Source organism: Pseudomonas sp. OA65, assembly GCF_017498305.1.
Taxonomy (GTDB): Bacteria; Pseudomonadota; Gammaproteobacteria; order Pseudomonadales; family Pseudomonadaceae; genus Aquipseudomonas; species Aquipseudomonas zanjanensis.
Genome location: NZ_JAGDEZ010000001.1, coordinates 236,337 through 254,490 on the forward strand (window position 1 = coordinate 236,337; position 18,154 = coordinate 254,490).

At 58.2% G+C, this 18,154-nt stretch carries 7 protein-coding genes and 1 pseudogene; 7 read left to right on the forward strand and 1 reads right to left on the reverse strand.

Features of this window, described 5'->3' with window-relative positions; translation table 11 throughout:
* Positions 1-60: 60 nt before the first annotated feature.
* Positions 61-462, reverse strand: coding sequence for a RidA family protein (locus J3361_RS01080; protein WP_207961599.1), 402 nt, complete (start codon positions 460-462; stop codon positions 61-63).
* Positions 463-591: 129 nt separating this feature from the next.
* Here J3361_RS01080 and J3361_RS01085 point away from each other — a divergent pair, with 129 nt between their 5' ends.
* The 7 genes and pseudogenes from J3361_RS01085 to J3361_RS29690 all read left to right on the forward strand — a co-directional run bounded on the left by J3361_RS01085 (position 592) and on the right by J3361_RS29690 (position 18,114).
* Positions 592-1,521, forward strand: coding sequence for a LysR family transcriptional regulator (locus J3361_RS01085; protein ID WP_207961606.1), 930 nt, complete (start codon positions 592-594; stop codon positions 1,519-1,521).
* Positions 1,522-1,624: 103 nt separating this feature from the next.
* Positions 1,625-1,750, forward strand: a pseudogene (locus J3361_RS29375) (CPBP family intramembrane glutamate endopeptidase); the annotation flags it as partial.
* Between the two features lie 196 nt (positions 1,751-1,946).
* Positions 1,947-3,317, forward strand: coding sequence for a TolC family outer membrane protein (locus tag J3361_RS01090; RefSeq protein WP_243458691.1), 1,371 nt, complete (start codon positions 1,947-1,949; stop codon positions 3,315-3,317).
* Between the two features lie 169 nt (positions 3,318-3,486).
* Complete coding sequence (locus tag J3361_RS01095; RefSeq protein ID WP_207961610.1) at positions 3,487-5,628, forward strand: type I secretion system permease/ATPase; 2,142 nt, start codon at positions 3,487-3,489, stop codon at positions 5,626-5,628.
* Between the two features lie 5 nt (positions 5,629-5,633).
* Positions 5,634-7,058: an HlyD family type I secretion periplasmic adaptor subunit gene (locus J3361_RS01100; protein ID WP_207961612.1), complete on the forward strand. Its 1,425-nt coding sequence runs from the start codon at positions 5,634-5,636 to the stop codon at positions 7,056-7,058.
* A 200-nt stretch (positions 7,059-7,258) separates the two neighbouring features.
* Complete coding sequence (locus J3361_RS01105) at positions 7,259-8,029, forward strand: hypothetical protein (RefSeq protein ID WP_207961614.1); 771 nt, start codon at positions 7,259-7,261, stop codon at positions 8,027-8,029.
* Between the two features lie 1,004 nt (positions 8,030-9,033).
* Entirely contained in the window at positions 9,034-18,114 is a 9,081-nt protein-coding gene (locus tag J3361_RS29690) for a calcium-binding protein (protein WP_207961616.1), read from the forward strand.
* The last annotated feature ends 40 nt before the right edge of the window (positions 18,115-18,154 follow it).

The following is an 18,154-nucleotide window of genomic DNA, read 5'->3' on the forward strand; positions in this document are numbered from 1 at the left end:
CTTGTGGGAGCGAGCCTGCTCGCGATGACGGCGGCACAGCCAACACCCATGCAAGCTGCCCTACAGGGTGGCCTCAGGCACCCTGGCAATCACCTTGATCTCAAACTGAAAACCATACAACCACGTCACCCCCACCGCCGTCAGTGTCGGATGCGGTGCGTTGCCCCAGAATTCGGGCACGACGCTCCAGACCCGTTCGAAGATCGACTCGGGGTCGACCATGAACACTGTCACGTCCACCACATCGTCAAAACTGCAATCGGCCGCGGCGAGGATCGCCTTCAGGTTGTTGAACGCCAGCCGGACCTGAGCCTCCAGGTCGGGCTCTGGCGAACCGTCGGCGGTGCTGCCGACTTGCCCGGAGACGAACAGGAAACCATTGGAACGAATCGCCGGTGAATAGCGATTGCGCTCATACAGTGCCTGGCGTCCAGGCGGAAAAACCACATCACGCTGGGTCATGAATACCTCCATCAATAAGTGATTCCAAACGATGAACTCACTCTAGGGGCTTGTTTCCGGGCGATAAACGAGCAACCTTGGTGTTCACTGTTTGTGAATCCCAAACAATCGAACCATACCGGGGCAGCAATGGATCGTTTTGATGCGATGCAAGCGTTCGTGCGAGTGGTGGAGGCGGGCAGCTTTACCAAGGCGGCAGACACCCTGCACATGAGCAAGACCACCGTGACCCAACTGGTGCAGCAGCTCGAGGCGCGGTTGCGGGTCAAGTTGCTCAACCGCACCACACGCAAAGTCAATGTCACCATCGACGGCGCGGCTTATTACGAGCGGGTGATCCGCTTGCTGGCCGACATGGACGATGCCGAGACCAGCGTGTCCGGCGCCCAGGCGTTACCCCGCGGGCGACTGCGGGTGGACGTGCCGAGTCCGCTGGCGGCGATGATTTTGATACCAGCCTTGCCGGCGTTCTACGCGCGATACCCGGACATCCAGATCGACATGGGCGTCAGCGATCGCATCGTCGACATGCTTGATGAAAACGTCGATTGCGTGGTGCGCGGCGGTGAGTTGCGGGATCAGTCGCTGATCGCCCGACGCGTCGGCGACCTGGCCCTTGGCGTCTTCGCCGCCCCGAGTTACCTGGCACGGTTTGGCCCGCCCGCGCACCCGCGCGAACTGGAAGATTCGCATCATCGCACCGTCGGTTTCCTGTGGGCTCGCACCGGCAAATCCTTGCCCTACGCCATGCGCCGTAACGGTGAACTGCTTCACGTCAAAGGGCGCTACGCGCTAGCCATTGACGATGGCAACGCCTACCTCGCGGCCGGGCTGGCGGGGCTGGGCGTGCTCTGGCTGCCCGAGTACATGTCCCGCCGTCACCAGGCGCAAGGGGAATTGGTGCCGCTGTTCGAAGACTGGCAGCTCGAGCCGATGCCGCTTTACCTGGCCTATCCCCAGAACCGGCATATCAGCGCCAAGTTGCGGGTGTTCATCGATTGGGTCGTGGAGCTGATGGCGCAGCATGCGCCGGTTGCTGCCAAGGGTAGGGGGCAATGATCGTCGAAGGATTCGCTGTGCTGCTGGACTACGTACGGTATCTGCTGCCGGGCCTCACACTTTTCGGTTTCTGGTTCGCCTTGACGCCCAAGTCCCAGACCGCGTTGCCACGTTGATTGAAGGTGTGGCCTGCGGCTTCGTGCGCATGCGTTATGGGGTGGTGGCGTCGACGGCGACCCATGGGACGGCGATATTATTGATCGCAGTGCCGATGGCAGGTTTTCAGTGAGTTAAACCAGCCACAATTAACCAAGGCGACGACTTCGCAACCGCCTCGTGTAGAAAAACGCAACGTTGTGCTTGAGCGCTTGACCTCTTCCCCCAAACTGCCTTAGTTTCGGCGCCCCATCGGGGCGGTCACCGATTTTTGCGGCTTTCGCTTCATTCAAAAGGATTTGTTCATGAGTCGCGCTCAACGCGTTCTGTTGTTCGCCTGCCTGTTCCCTTCGTTCGTTTTTTCCGCGCCGACCGCTGAGCGGGCCGAGCTGATGGCGGTCTATCGCCAGGCCGTTTCGCATAACTCCGACCTGGCGGCAGCCCGTGCCGATTATGCTGCGCAACAAGAACAGGTGCCGCAGGCACGGGCCAATCTATTACCGATGATCAGCACCGGCGCTACGTTTGAAGCCACTCGCCTATCGCGTGACGAGCCAGGGCTTGAACGAGTGCGCAGCGGCAATACGATTCAGGCCAACCTGAAACAACCCTTGGTCAACGCAGCATTCTGGTATGAATTCAAGGCGGCCAAGGCCAGCATTGTGCAGGCGGCGCTGGAACTGTCGGCCAAAGAGCAAGCACTCATTCTGCAAACGGCGGAAGCCTATTTTGAAACATTGCGTGCTGCGGATGAGCTGGCAGCATCGGAAGCTGAGGAGACCGCGCTCAAACAGCAAATGGATCAGGCGCAAGCACGTTTGAAAGGTGGCCTGTCGAGCATCACGGATGTCCTGGATGCTGAGTCTGCTTTCGACAATGCCCAAGCCAATCGCCAACTGGCGCAGCGCAAGGTCGAAGACGCTTTCGAGCAATTGGCGCATCTGACCAATCAGGAATACGCCAGTATCGAGGGCATGCAACATCAAATGCCGGTGTTGGCGCCGATTCCGAGTGATACGAAGTCGTGGGTAGAAGGCGCCGTCGAGCAGAACCTGATGCTGTTGGCGAGCAACTATGCCGTCGAGGCCGCTGAAGAACGCGTGCGTCAGCGTCAATCCGGGCATGCGCCAACGGTCGACGCGGTGGCTTCTTATCGCAAGGGCGATAACGACAGTTTTGGCTACAGCAACCCGACTGACTTTGGTCGCAATGGGTACCGTGGAAATGTTGCCCAGAGCAGTCTCGCCGTGGAAGTGACTGTCCCGCTCTACAGCGGGGGGCGTGTCAGCTCCCAGGCGCACGAGGCTTATCAGCGGCTGACGCAAAGCGAGGAATTGAGGGAAAGCCAGCGCCGGGAAGTGGTCCTGGATACCCGTAACTATTTCCGCGCCGTCAACTCCGATATCCAGCAGATAAAAGCCCGGCGGCAGACGATCCTGTCGAGCCAGAAATCCTTGAAAGCGTCCAAGGTCGGCGCGGATATCGGGACCCGCAACACGGTCGACGTGCTCAATGCCCAGCGTCAACTCTTCAAGTCCGTGCGTGACTATAACGACGCGCGTTACGACTACATTCTCAATAATCTGCGTTTGAAACAGGCTGCCGGCACGCTGAGTGCCAACGACCTGCAACAGCTTGCCGAGTACCTGAAGGCAGACTACGAGCCGCAGCGTGATTTTCTTCCCCCTGAGCTGATGTAGGGCTCTGGCACAGGCGTTAGAAGTCGGTTCCTGAATCGACAGAGACCCAAAAATCAAATAATGTTGTTTTGATATCGTTCTTGACTCTGGCCTTGGCGCCAAGCGGAACCCTGCCCCACCCAAGGAAGTCATGGGGGCTCGTTAATGAATTTTCCGCATGGAAGCGTTTATGCAAGAACAAGGTACTTCTCCAGGGCCATCGGCGGCGCTGGACACCGGGCTGGCCTGTCTGGCCATGTTGGCGCGTTTTCACAACGTTGCCGTTTCTGTAGAACAGCTCACCCACGAATACGTGGCTGAAGGGCAGCTGTTCGGCAAAGCCGAAATATTGCTGGCCACGCGTCAGCTGGACCTCAAGGCCAAGGCCATCCGCACCACGTTCGAACGGCTCGGGCAAACGCCCTTGCCGGCGATTGCCTGTGCCGGCGACGGCGGTTTTTTCATCATTGCCCGTGTGGTCCAGGAAAAAATCCTGATCCATGACCCCAGGTCCGAACGCCCCGAAATGATCAGCGCCGAACAGCTGCAGGAGCGCTGGGGCGGTGAGTTGATTCTCATACGGTCCCAGGCGTCGTTGGCGGGCGAGCTGTCCAAGTTTGACTTCACCTGGTTTATCCCGGCCATCATCAAATATCGAAAACTGCTGGGTGAAGTGCTGCTGGTTTCTTTCGTCCTGCAGATATTTTCGTTGTTGACCCCGCTTTTTTTCCAAGTCGTCATGGACAAGGTACTGGTGCACCACGGGCTCACCACGCTGGATGTGATTGCCATTGGTCTGCTGGGCATCATGCTGTTCGAAACGGTCTTGAGCGGGCTACGCAGTTATGTGTTCGCTCACACGGCCAGTCGCATCGATGTTGAATTGGGCTCCCGGTTATTCCGCCATCTGGTGACGCTGCCGTTGTCCTATTTCCAGGCACGGCGGGTCGGTGATTCCGTCGCTCGGGTCCGCGAGCTTGAAAATATCCGCAGCTTTCTTACCGGCAACACCATTACGTTGGTGCTGGATGTGCTGTTTTCGGTGGTGTTCATCGCCGTGATGTTCTTCTACAGCGGCTGGTTGACGCTGGTGGTATTGCTGTCACTGCCGTTGTACGTCGTGGTTTCCCTGTTGATTACGCCGGTGCTCCGCGCCCGTTTGAACGAAAGCTTCGCCCGTGGCGCCGAGAACCAGGCCTTTCTGGTGGAGACGGTCAACGGCATCGACACGTTGAAATCCATGGCGGTCGAACCCCAGATCACTCGCAAATGGGACAACCAACTGGCGGCCTACGTCAGTGCCGGTTTCAAGACCCAGACCTTGTCGACGATCGCCAATGAAAGCGTCTCTCTGATCGGCAAGCTGGTGACTGTTGCGACACTATGGCTAGGCGCCCGGCTGGTGATCGACGGGCAACTGTCGGTGGGCCAGTTGATCGCCTTCAACATGCTTGCGGGCCGGGTCGCCCAACCGATCATGCGCCTGGCTCAACTGTGGACCAATTTCCAGCAGACCGGTGTTTCGGTGCAGCGCCTGGGGGATATTCTCAACACGCGGACCGAGATGTCCCAGGCGACTCGCAGTGCGTTGCCCGCCTTGAAGGGTCGGATCGAATTCGACCAGGTGCATTTCCGTTATCGCCCCGATGGCTCCGAGGTGCTGCGCAGCGTAAGCCTGGAAATCGGCGCCGGAGAGGTGATCGGCATCGTCGGACGTTCCGGCTCCGGCAAAAGCACGCTGACCCGCCTGTTGCAGCGCCTCTTCGTCCCGGAGCGCGGCCGCGTGCTGGTGGATGGCATGGACCTGGCGCTGGCCGACGTTTCTTCACTGCGCCGGCAGATCGGCGTGGTATTGCAGGACAACATGCTGTTCGCCCGCAGCATCCGCGAGAACATCGCCTTGACCGATCCCGGGGCGCCCCTGGAGGCGGTCATGCAAGCGGCGAAAATGGCCGGGGCCCATGACTTCATTCTTGAACTCCCCGAGGGTTACGACACGGTGGTCGGCGAGCACGGCGCTTCGCTGTCTGGCGGGCAACGTCAGCGCGTGGCGATCGCCCGAGCCTTGATCGGCAATCCGCGAATCCTGATTTTCGATGAAGCGACCAGTGCACTGGACTACGAGTCGGAGCGGATCATCCAGCAGAACATGCAGGCCATTTGTAAAGGGCGAACGGTGATCATCATTGCCCACCGGCTTTCGGCGGTGCGCGATGCCAACCGGATTGTCGTCATGGATCGCGGACAGATCGTCGAACAGGGCACTCACCATGAGCTCCTGGCCCATCAAGCGGGACACTATTCTCGCTTGCACCGTTTGCAACAAGGATAGTTGGCATGAGCGAACCCTCAGCAACACGCGCGTTGTTGCGACGCTATCGGACTGCCTGGCGCCAGGCATGGCGCCATCGTAAACAGTTGGACACGCCGAATAGGCTTGCCCACGAAGTCCAGTTCCTGCCGGCCGCGCTCGCCTTGCAGGATCAACCGGCTCACCCGGCGCCACGCTACATTCAATGGACCATCATGGGCTTCGCCGCGCTGGCGCTTTTGTGGGCCTGCGTCGGTGAAATCGAAGTGGTCGCCACGGCGCGCGGCAAGGTTGTGGCAAGCGGCAAGAGCAAGACCATCCAACCGAGCGAGGTGGCGGTGGTGAAAGCCATCCGGGTCTACGATGGGCAATGGGTCAAGGCCGGGGATGTGCTGGTGGAATTGGACACCAGTGCCACCAGCGCCGACGTCAATCGCTTCAAGAGTGACCTGCTGGCGGCCGAGGTCGATAGCGCCCGGGCCACGGCGTTGCTTGAGGCGATTCAAAGTGGCAAGGAACCCGGTTCCCTTGCCACGTACCTGCTTCAGGCGGATCCGCCCCAAGTGACGGCCGCACAACGCTGGCTTCAGGGGCAATATCTCGAGCTGCGCAGTTCCCTGGACCAGGTCGACGCGGAAGTCGAGCAGCGCACGGCGGAAATCCAATCGGCCAAGGCGATGGTGGCCTCCCTGCAACAAACGCTGCCGATCACCCGCCGCTTGGCCCAAGACTATCGAGAGTTGCTCGATCAGCAATACGTGCCTCGCCACGCCTACCTGGAAAAACAGCAGGCCCTGTTGGACCAGGAGCGGGACATGGCTGTGCAGCAAGCGCGGGTGATCGAACTCAATGCCAGCCGCAAGGAAGCCGAGCGCCGGCGCCAGGGCATCCTCGCCCAGACCCGCCGGGCAATGCTCGATTTGCAGCAGCAATCGGAACAGAAAGCGGCTGCACTGGTACAAGAACTCAAGAAGGCCGAACAACGCGACCACCTGATGAGCCTGACCGCGCCGGTGGATGGCACGGTACAGCAACTGGCAATTCATACCGTGGGCGGTGTGGTGACGGCGGCCCAGCCGTTGATGGTGGTCGTGCCCAATGACCAACCGATGGAGGTCGAGGCCATGCTAGAGAACAAGGACGTTGGTTTTGTCCGGAAGGGGCAACTGGCTACGGTGAAAGTCGAGACATTTACCTTTACCAAGTACGGGACGGTCGAGGGGGAAATTGTCAGCGTTTCCAACGATGCGATTGAAGACGAGAAGCGTGGGTTGATTTACAGCAGCCGGGTTCGTCTGTTGCAGGACTTCATCATGGTGGGCGATCAGAAGGTGGCGTTGTCGCCGGGGATGTCGGTCACGGTTGAGGTCAAGACGGATCGGCGCAAAGTCATCGATTATTTCTTGAGTCCGTTGCAGCAGTACGCCGATGAAAGTTTGCGTGAACGGTAAAACGATGGTCTACAAGAGGAGCTCAATAAGCGACGCCAAAGCGTTCTCATACGGCCTGTACGAGGTCGTGGTTCTTCACAGGTTTGCGGTCTGGTTGTATTTGTTATCCCGTCCGGGCGTGTACACGATCATTAAGTAAGAGGAAGTTTTAAATGGCCCAGGGTGTGATTGGTTGAACGTTCTGTTCTAAGGGGTGTGATGTGCGCGGAACGAAGAAAGTATATTGGCTGATAGCGTTCTTCATGCTGGCGGCCGTGCTGGCGAGTTATGGCCTTTGGCTGTTTTCTGAGTCGCTAAGAATGCGTTGGGTTCAAAAAAACAATGGTCCCTGGGCGGAGTGGCTAAAGTTACAAGAGGATATACCTTATAGGTGCGGTAGTTTAGGGGGGTATGAGCTTAAGGTTGACAAGAGCTATTTTTTCTTCTGGCCTACTTATGAGGGGCGAAGCGACTGGGATAAAAATCAGGGGCCGCCCCCCATTGGTTGCGATGCGAAATTGAGCTCAATGCCGCTGGAGGCTTATTGGCCGGGATTGTCGCCAGCAGGTAAGCGGCCGATAGATTTAGACCAAAGACCCGAACATATCAGTATCAACGTTGAGTCTGTAATTAATCGAGATAAATGGGATCTTATATTGTATCTCGCGCTTAACGATGGAAGCCAAATTCAGGCGGACGAATATCGTGAGGATCTCGGGTTATTCCATTTCAGAGGCGCGGATAAGTATTCCCGGGGGCGTGAGGCTGATTACTATTGGACGGTGGGCGAGGGTGGTCTGATTTCTACATTTATTTATTGTGGCCCAATAAGAGATAAGTACGCTGAGCTCTGTAAGCAAGTTCTGTTTATCCCTGATATGCAGGCCGCTCTAACTGTAAGATATAAGTCTGATAGGTTGGGTAGTTGGAAAAAAATCACGAGTGATGTGCTTGGGTTTATTAAAAGCAACTCGAAATCAAAAGGAGTTTGAGTGTGGTAGATGTTTTAAAAAGATCGGATTTGGATTACGCTCAGTCTTTGCTGGATGGTAATGGTCCAGCGGCGATGTATGATTATCTAACTGCGCGAGGTTATAAGTATGCAGAGCTGGCTAATGGTGTTGCCAAAGGCAATTCGTTGGCTGGGGAGGCAGCCATTGGCTATATGAAAGAAACAGCTTCTGATCAAGGGCGGCCGATGACAGAGGCAGATGTAAGGTTTGTGCGGCGTGACATGGCTCAACATTACATCAACTCCCTTAAAGATCAAGCGGATAAGGGGGGCGGGTTAGTAAGTCGGGATATAAACCACGCTGAGGCTTGGGAGTTTCATAAGAACGTTTTCTTGGATCATGGCTTGACGGTTGATGCGTGGACCCTTAACACGCCGTTCTTAATGATGTCAGAAGATATGCGGGCGGCGTTTTGGCAAGATACGCTCGCGGCTGCGGGTGATCCTCTAGCTGAGGTAAAGTTGTCGTATTTTACGATGATGTTTATGGAGGTGAAACTTTTAACTCCAGGCTCAAGCCAGTCGGCAGCGGTTTGGATGGAAAAGGTGGCAAACCTTGAAGTTGCTGGTTTCGTTTTCAGTCAGGCATGGGATTTTGCAGCTGGAGGTGTTTCGGATGTGTTTTCTTGGGCGGATTCAACGGTCGACTATATAAATAGTTTAGCCGGTAGCGTTAGAAATGATTTTTCGCTCCGCTTTGATAGTGAGGCGGGTCTAAACTACAAAAACCCAACGGATCACGATGAGTATATTAATCAAATTTCGCAAGGGCTTATTGCTAGTGGAGGGGGGTGGAAGTTAGGGTTTGATTCAAATAAATTAAACCTTAATCAATACCAAGGTGGCTGGATCAACAACACCTTTACCGCCGCAGCCACTCAGATCCTGGCTGACGGTTATCGTCCCGGCAACGTCAATACCGTCAAGGAAGTCTTTGATTTCAGCCTGCGTAATTCCAGCCAGGGCCTTTCCTATGGCAGCACCTTGGGTGCGCTCTTGAACTCCGGTGATGCACGGGCGCGGGTCACACTACCCACCGATCCGCTGGTGTTGGATCTCAATGGCGATGGCGTACGTTTGACCGACTACCTGGCGTCGCCGGTATTCTTCGACGCCGACAACGACGGCGGTAGTCTTGAAGAGACCGGTTGGGTCAGCCCCGAGGATGGCATCGTGGTCGTCGACACCAATACCAACGGCAAGATCGACAATATCAGCGAGACACTTTCGGAGTATTTTGGCGGGACGGCGGGTACCAATGGCGAAGCCGGGCAAAAGCGTTTCGCGAATGGTTTTGCCGCGCTGGCCAGCCTGGACAGCAACGCCGATGGCGTGTTCGACAAGCAGGATGCTGCCTGGTCGAATGTCAAGGTCTGGGTAGATGCCGATCACGATGGCAAGAGCTGGAACGATCTCAACGGTAACGATGCGATCGATGCCGGTGAAACCAGTGAACTCAAATCCCTCGCAGATCTGGGGATTACCCAGGTCAACCTGGATAATCAGATACAAAGTGGCGAAGTGCGTGACGGCAATGAAGTGCTGGCACGCGGTACTTTCGTGCAGAACGGTATCAGCAAGGAAGCCATCGCCGCGAACTTCCTGGCTAACCCCAACGGCCATGTTTTCACCGCAAGTGGCACAGGTACAGTGGTTTCGACCCAAGGTTCGGGAGAAGTCTCGGCCGTGAAAGGTTATGTTTCTTCGTCGGCTACGGGCGAAACTATCGATGTCGCCCAGAAAGGCGTCAATAACGCTACCGGTGGTTCCGGTAATGATGTGTTGCAGGGCGATGCCCAGACCAACTGGCTTGCCGGTGGTCAAGGCAGTGATACCTTCAATGGCGGCGCGGGTGATGACGTTCTGCTGATCGATGGTGACGACCTGTCCGCCAATATTCACGGCGGCGACGGCACCGATATTGTGCAGGTACTCGGCGACAAAGGCGTCTATCTGAACCTGGCCGAGGCAAGCGTGGAAATTGCCCAAGGCGGTCGTGGCAATGACGTATTCCTTGGCGGCGGAAGCAGCACAGTCTATATGCGTGGTGGTGACGGCGACGATTTGCTCGTCGGCGGATCGGCCAACGATGCGTTGTCAGGTGAAAACGGCAACGACACCATTCTGGGCGGCGCGGGTAATGATGTGTTGCGCGGTCACCGTGGTAATGACCAGATTCAGGGTGGTTCGGGTGATGATTTGATCGACGGCGGTCAGGATGATGACAACCTGGACGGCGGCGTAGGTAATGACATCCTCACTGGCGGCGCAGGCGATGACAAGATCAATGGCGGCAACGGCGTCGACGTCATCGAATTATCCGGTGATTTCTCCGAATACCGCATTACCCGAACAGCCGAAGGCGTGTGGATCAGTGACACAGTATCAGGACGCGACGGCACCGACTTTTTGCAAAATGTCGAAAAGGCCAACTTCAAGAACCTCAAACTGGTGGAAATTCCCACGGCCACCAGTGACGGGATCGAGAGCCCGCTGTTGGTCAAGGATGTCCTGGGCAAGGACAAGAACGGTGTGGCGTTCGAGCGCACCAGCGCGCACTTGATCGGTAAAGAACAACTGCTGCAGAACGACATCGATTGGCAGCATGACGCGCTGCACATCACGGGCCTGTTCGACGTGGTGGGCGGAACCGCCGTCGTGACCCAGGCGGGCGATGTGCTGTTTACCCCGGACGCGACCTTCACCGGCTTCATGGGTTTCAAGTACACCGTCGCCGATGCCAAGGGCAACGAGGCGAGTACGATCATCAACATGGGCACCGGCGAAAGCGCGACGATGCGTGCCGCGGTGTATCTGAAGACATCGGACCTGCCCGACGATCCGCTGGTGACCGATCAGTGGTACCTGTCCCAGGCCAACATCCTGCCGGTCTGGAAGGACTATACCGGCAAGGGTGTCAGGATCGCCGAGATCGAGACCAACAGTCCGTTCGGCACCACCAAGGAAATCCTCGATTACCGCCACGCCGACCTGAAGGACAACATCGACCAGAACTGGCTGGCCAATGCCACCCCGGGGCAAATGGCGGGCGAGGGCAGCGGTGGCAAGTTCAGCGATCACGCGACCCTCGTCGCCGGGGTGATGGTCGCCGCTCGCAATGGCGAGGGCAGTGTCGGTGTTGCCTACGACGCCACGGTGGCCGGTTACTGGGTCAATAAAGACGATTTCAGCAACATGTCCCACATGTATGAATACGATGTGGTGAACCACAGCTGGGGCAGCAACAATCACTTCGACCTGAAGTTCAGCCCCGCCGAGCTGGGGACATTGCCGACGGCCTATTACCAGGCCATCGACGAAGGCCGCAACGGGTTGGGGACAGTGATCGTCACGGCCGGTGGCAACGATCGGGAGAAGGGTGGCAACACCAACTACTCGAACGTCTCCAATACCCGCAGTAGCATCGTGGTTGGCGCGATCAACGCCACCACCGACCTGGGGGCGTTGCAGTTGGGCGGGAAACCGTTCTCCAGTCCTGGCGCCAGCATCCTGGTCAGCGCGCCAGGCTCGAACGTCACGTCGACCTCACGCTTGGTGCAGAACGACAACGGGTCCACGTTCGGCGGGGACACCAGCGTTTCCCAAGGCACCAGCTTCGCAGCCCCCATCGTCTCCGGCATCGTGGCCTTGATGCTGGAAGCCAATCCGGAGCTGGGTTATCGCGATGTGCAGCAGATCCTGGCGATTTCGGCTCGCAAGGTGAACGACCCCACGACCTCGTGGCAGACCAACGATAGTCAGAACTGGAACGGCGGCGGCATGCACGTCAGCCACGACTACGGTTATGGCGAAGTCGATGCCCGGGCCGCGGTGCGTTTGGCGGAAACCTGGAATATCCAGCAGACGTTGGGTAATGAGTTGCGCCTGACGAACCCGCTGGAGTCCGGCGTGCTCAACCGCGCGATTACCGACGGACAGGGCGCCGGCATCAGCCATTCGCTGACGATGGGAGCGGTCGACATTTTGGCCGAGCATGTCGAGGTCAAGGTCAACCTGAGCCATGCGCGGCCAGGGGATCTGATCCTCAAGCTGATCTCGCCGTCGGGCACTGAATCGATCCTGATGAATCGCCCGGGCAAAGCCCCGGGCAGCGCGGCGACTGATCGTGGCAATGCCGACTTTGACGGTCACAACACCTTGAATTACGTCTTTGGCACGGCCCTGCTGCGTGGCGAAGCGGTGCAAGGGAACTGGACGCTGCAAGTGATCGACAGCGTGACCGGTGACACCGGGACGCTCAACAGCTGGAGCCTGAATGTCTATGGCAAGGGCGACACCGTTGATGACCAATATGTGTACACCAATGAATATGCCCAACTGGCTGGGTCGGGCGGTCGCAATGCGCTTAACGACACCGACGGTGGCCAGGACACGATCAACGCGGCGGCGATCTCCAGTGCCAGCGTGATCGATTTGTCCAAAGGCGAGGCCACCCTGGCCGGTGCCCGCTTGGCGATCACCAATGCCGCGCAAATCGAGCACCTGATCGGGGGTGAGTTTGCTGACACGTTGATCGGCAACGCCGCGGACAACCATCTCTCAGGTGGCCGCGGTGATGATGGGCTGTCGGGGGGGGCTGGGGTCGATACGCTCATCGGCGGCAAGGGCAATGACACCTTTACCGGCGGCGCCGACACGGATTATTTCGTGATCGACAAGGCCGCGGGCGACATCGACACCATCACTGATTTTGTGATCGGTACTGACCGAATCGTTCTGTCCGGCTTTGATGACGAGGTCTATACGGCGGCGACCATTACCCAGCAAGGCGCCGATACTCGGTTGAGCCTGGCGGATGGGCAAGTCCTGCTACTCAAGAACGTTCAGTCCGAAGGCCTGACGCTAAAGAACTTCGTTCACATCCCGGAAGGTGTGCGCCTGAGTCGGTTGGAGCAGGCTTCTGGCTACGGTTTCGGGCTCAGCGGTGCCAATACCGAGCGCAATTTGCCGGACGTGACCGGTAGCTTCCTGTATTGGGCTCACGATGGTGGCGAGCGCGTATTTGGCGGCACCGGTGCCGATACGATCATGGGTGGCCAGGGTGACGATGTGTTGGTTGGCGAGTCCTCGACGGCCTCGACCGTGGGCGGCAATGACATTATCAGCGGAGGCGAAGGCTACGATGTCATCCGTGGTGGCGCTGGCGATGATGTATTGCGTGGCGATGTCGGGCTGGATTACCTGGGCGGGGACGCCGGCAACGATGTCCTCTACCTCGAAGGTGACCAGGCCATCGAGGACCATGCCTTCACCACCGTGCTGTCCCCGAACATCAACCTCAGTGGCGCCGCGACGCACACCGGCGCCTCCGTCGCGGGCGGTGTCGGTAATGACCGTTTCGTGCTGGTCGAAGACCTGCTGGCCAGCGCCTCGCAGGGGATCATGGGCAACCTGATCGATGACTTCGAAGTGGCCAATGCCAACGAGAAGATCGATCTTTCGCAGATTCGCGCGGTACACAGTTTTGCTGACTTGAACTTCAGCAACGTGACCGTCGACGGCGAGGTCTATCTGCGGGTCTGGCTGGGCACGATGGCCAGCGGTACCCAGTACCTCACGCTTAAAGGCGTCACTGCCGGCCAGCTCTCGACAGCCAATTTCATTTTCGGCCAAGCGGTAACACAACCCAAGGTGCTGCTGAGCGGCACAGGCGCAAATGATCTGTTGGTTGGCGACGCCGGAGGCAACACGCTTGACGGTGGCGCCGGCGCCGATGTCCTCGAAGGGCGGTTGGGGGACGATACCTACATCGTCGATAACGCAGGGGATGTCATCAAGGAAGTCGTGGGCGGGGGCTATGACGCGGTCAAGTCCAGTGTCAGCCATGTCCTGGCCAGTGAGGTGGAGGCTTTGCAATTGCAGGGCAGTGCCGCCATCAATGGGACCGGCAATGAGCTCTCCAACCGTTTGGTTGGCAACAGTGCCAACAACATTCTGAATGGCGGCGGCGGCTCCGACGTGATGATCGGCGGCCTGGGTGACGATACTTATGGCGTGGATGACGGATCCGACCGGATCGTCGAATCCGAAGGCGCGGGCACCGATACTGTCAATTCCTCGGTCTCCTTTACGCTCGCCAACCACTTGGAAAACCTGAGCCTGACCGGTACCGCGGCGATCAATGCCACGGGTAACGCGGCCAACAATGTCCTGCGTGGCAACGTCGCCGATAACCGTCTAGACGGGGCCCAAGGCGCAGACCGGATGATCGGTGGTCAGGGCAACGACACCTACTTCGTGGATAACGCCGGTGACGCCGTCGTGGAGGACCTCAACGGTGGCAATGACACGGTGATTTCCACCCTCGACTACACCTTGGCGGCCAATGTCGAGGCATTGACCTTGTCCGGTCCGGCCTTGAATGCCACTGGTAATGAGCTGAGCAACGAACTGATCGGCAACGAGCGCAATAACCGCTTGTATGGGGCTGCGGGCGATGACTTCCTGCAAGGTGGCAGGGGCGACGACCGCTACGTATTCGGCGTCGGCCAGGGCCAGGATCACATCAGCGAAGACCTGGAAGCGGCTGGCGGCATTGACACCATCGTGTTCGAAGCCGGTATCAAGGAAAGCGATGTCGCTGTCGATCATTCGGCCCGGGGTATGGTGCTGCGTCTGAATGACGGCCAGCAAATCATCTCCGGCTGGACGGCTGCTCGCGGTCACAGCGTCGAGCGTATCGAATTCGCCAACGGGACGGTCTGGAACACTGCGACGCTGTCGACCCAGGCCAATCGGGCGCCCACCGTATCGGCAGCGATTGCTGACCAGAAGGCCACCGAGGACAGCGCTTTTGTCCTGACGCTCGCGGCCAATGCCTTTGTCGATACGGACACGGGCGATGCGCTCCAACTGAATGCGACCCTTGCCGACGGCAAGCCGTTACCCGCCTGGTTGAGTTTCGACGCCAAGACGCGCACGTTCAGCGGTACGCCCAACAATGACGCGGTGGGCAACGTGGCCATCCGGGTCACGGCCACCGACAAGGCGGGGCTGTCTGTCAGCGATAGCTTTGAAGTCCAGGTCAGTAATACCAACGATGCACCGGTCCTGGTGAAAGCCATTGCCGACCAGTCCGTCGTCGAAGGGGCGCCTTTGACGTTCGCGTTGCCGGCAAGCACCTTCGCCGATATCGATGCCGGGGATCGGCTGAACTTCAAGGCGACGTTGTCCAACGGTTCGGCGCTTCCTGCGTGGCTGGTATTCGATGCGGCCACTCGAACCTTCAGCGGCACGCCTTCGCAGGCTGGAACCGTCTCGGTCAAGGTTTCAGCCGTGGATCTGTCTGCTGCCGTGGCCAGTGACGTGTTCGACATCGTGGTCAATGCCCAAGCCGTCACCAACGGCACTGCGGCTGCCGATAGCCTCAACGGCGATGCCTCGGGCAACGTCATCAACGGGCTGGGCGGCGATGACTCGATTTACGGTCGGGAAGGTAACGATGTGCTGAACGGCGGTGATGGCGCCGACTGGATCTCCGGTGGGGACGGCAACGATACCTTGGACGGTGGCGCCGGCAATGACAGCCTGCGTGGCGATTTCGGTAATGATACCTATCGGTTCTACCGAGGCATGGGCCAGGACAGCGTCGCCGATTTTGACTGGACGGTCGGCAACGTCGACACCATCAAGGTCGCGGCCGATATTGCTCCGGCAGATGTGATCGTCAGCCGGGACCAGACTTACCTCACGCTGGCGATCAAAGGCACGACCGATAAGTTGTCGATGACCTTCTTCAGTAATTCGAATTACATCGTGGAGCGCGTCGAGTTCGCCGATGGAACGGTCTGGGGAGTTGACGCCCTCAAGCAAATGACCAAAGGCGTCGCCAGCAGCGCTGCCGATACGTTGTTTGGCGACATCGGGGCCGATGTACTCGATGGGCTTGAGGGGGATGACAAGGTCTACGGTGAGGCAGGTGACGACCGACTGGAAGGCGGCGCCGGTAACGACTCGCTGGGCGGGGGGGATGGCAATGACACCCTCAATGGTGGCGCGGGTAACGATTATCTGAGTGGCGATTACGGCAATGACCGTCTCGATGGTGGTCTCGGTAACGATCGATTGTCGGGGGGCGCAGGCAACGATACCTATATGTTTTATCGGGGTATGGGCCAGGACACTATCAGCGAGTTCGACTCGACGACTGGAAACAGCGATACGATCAAAGTTGCCGCCGACATCAATCCCGGCGATGTCATCGTCAAGCGTGAGGGGAGCGATGTTTACCTCGCCATCAAGAACACCACTGACCGGATGACCATCTACAGCTACACCGACGCCAACTATCAGGTTGAACGCGTCGAGTTCGTAGACGGCACCGTCTGGTCCGTCAGCGATCTCAAGCGCCTGTCGGTAGAGGTCGCCACCAATGGCGCCGATACGTTGATCGGTGACGAAGCCAACGATCGGTTGGACGGGCTTGACGGTGATGACAAATTGTCTGGCCTGGCCGGCAACGATGTGCTCAACGGTGGAGCGGGTCAGGATATGCTTGATGGTGGGATAGGGCTGGATACACTCGACGGTGGGGCGGGCAATGACTCGCTGTACGGCGGTTCCGGCAACGACACCTATCTCTTCCAGCGTGGTGGTGGCCAGGACGTGATTTTCGATCGCGACTGGACAAGGGGCAATCTTGACGTGATCAAGTTGGCCCAAGGAATCGGCCCAAGCGACATCAAGGTTGCTCGCATGGGCTACAACCTGGAACTGACGATCCTCGGTACCACCGACAAGCTGACCGTCAGGGATTGGTTCTCTTCCACGGACTCGCAGGTTGAACAGGTTCAGTTCGCCGATGGCACGCTCTGGGACGCCGCAACCCTGATGACTCTGTCCAAGGGCGTGGCGAGTGAAGGCAATGATGTCCTGCAAGGCGACGAGTCCAGCGCCGATATCCTCAATGGACTGGGTGGTGATGACTCGCTCTACGGATTGTCGGGCAATGACACGCTGAACGGCGGTGCCGGCAGCGACAAGCTCTTTGGTGGCGCGGGCATGGACACGCTCGATGGTGGCACCGGCAATGATTCCCTTTATGGGGATGCCGGCAACGATACCTACCAGTTTTACCGCGGGGTCGGGCAGGATTGGATAAATGACTACGACTCTTCGGCGGGTAACCTGGATACGATCAAAATAGGGGCAGGCCTCAAGCCGTCCGATATCCAGCTCAGTCGTGATACCTACGACCTTTTCGTGGGCATTGCAGGAACGACCGACAAGCTGACCGCTTCCAGCTGGTTCTCGAACAGCGCGAATCGGATCGAACAGATCCAGTTCGACGACGGAACCCTCTGGAGTGCCGACACCATCAGGAGCATGACCAAGGGCACGGCAACTTCCGGTAGCGATGCACTGTTCGGTGAGGATGCGCTGGCTGACTCATTAAATGGCCTTGACGGTGATGACAAACTTTACGGGTTGGGTGGTAACGACACGCTGTCGGGTGGCAATGGGGCCGATGAACTGAGCGGTGGCGATGGCTCCGACACCTTGCTGGGTGGGGCGGGTGATGATTGGTTGTCTGGTGATACAGGTTCCGACACCCTGCTGGGTGGGGCGGGTGATGACCGGTTGTCTGGTGGTACAGGCTCCGACACTCTGACAGGTGGAACTGGCAACGATCAGTTGAGTGGGGATCGCGGCAATGATCTGTATCGATTCGAGCGTGGGGATGGTCAGGATGATATTGACGATTTCGACTCGGATGCCAACACCGATGTGTTGCAATTCGGTGCCGGTATTTCCGCCAATCAACTCTGGTTCACTAAGAACGGCTGGGACCTGGAAGTGAGTGTCATTGGCACCACCGATAAAGTGACGATCTCCAAATGGTCGTTCTGGGGGCCGGGTAGCTGGGAGAAAGCCCAGAACATCGAGCAGTTCCGTACCGCCGATGGCAAGGTCCTGTTGGACAACCAGGTCGATCAATTGGTTGGCGCCATGGCCGCTTTCGCGCCACCGGCTCCCGGTGAGACTTCACTGCCGCAGAACTACCAAGCCTCGTTGAACGCTGTGATTGCCAGCAACTGGCAATAGTGCTCCAAGCTGCCGCGCCTCAAGGCGCGGCAGTCACATT